This is a genomic window from Mesorhizobium sp. M1A.F.Ca.ET.072.01.1.1, assembly GCF_004023325.1.
Classification (GTDB): Bacteria; Pseudomonadota; Alphaproteobacteria; order Rhizobiales; family Rhizobiaceae; genus Mesorhizobium.
The window spans coordinates 1-673 of record NZ_RZSF01000691.1; the positions used below are offsets into that span (position 1 = coordinate 1).

Annotated in this window: 1 protein-coding gene; it reads left to right on the top strand. The window is 63.6% G+C overall.

The window, feature by feature from the left end:
• The coding region (locus tag EOA32_RS37575) for a M20/M25/M40 family metallo-hydrolase (RefSeq protein ID WP_128374335.1) at positions 1-673 on the top strand (673 nt) is incomplete at both ends.

The following is a 673-nucleotide window of genomic DNA, read 5'->3' on the forward strand; positions in this document are numbered from 1 at the left end:
CCTCTATGGCGGCCCGGCCGCCAATCCGATCCGGATCCTGACCAAAATTCTCGCCGACATTCATGATCAAGACGGCCGCATCAGCATCCCGGGCTTCTATGATGGCGTCGAAGAGACGCCCTCGCAGGTGCTGAAATCCTGGGAGGGGCTCGGCGAGACCGCCGAGACCTTCCTCGGACCGGTCGGGCTTTCCATTCCCGCCGGCGAAAAGGGCCGCTCCGTGCTCGAACTCACCTGGGCACGGCCGACGGCCGAGTTCAACGGCATCATCGGCGGCTATACCGGCAAGGGCTTCAAGACGGTGATCGCGGCGGAAGCATCGGCGAAAGTGTCGTTCCGGCTCGTCCACAAGCAGGATCCGAGAAAAATCCGCGCCGCCTTCCAGGCTTTCGTGCGCGATCGGATTCCCGGCGACTGCTCCGTCGAATTCCATCCGCATGGCGGCTCGCCGGCGATCCAGCTTTCCTACGACTCGCCGTTCCTGGCCAAGGCCAAGGATGCGCTCTCCGACGAATGGGAAAAGCAGGCCGTCACCACCGGCGGCGGCGGCTCCATCCCCGTGGTCGGCGATTTCCAGACCTATCTCGGCATGGAATCGCTGCTGGTCGGCTTCGGCCTCGATGACGACCGCATCCATTCGCCCAACGAGAAGTACGAACTCACCTCCTTCCAC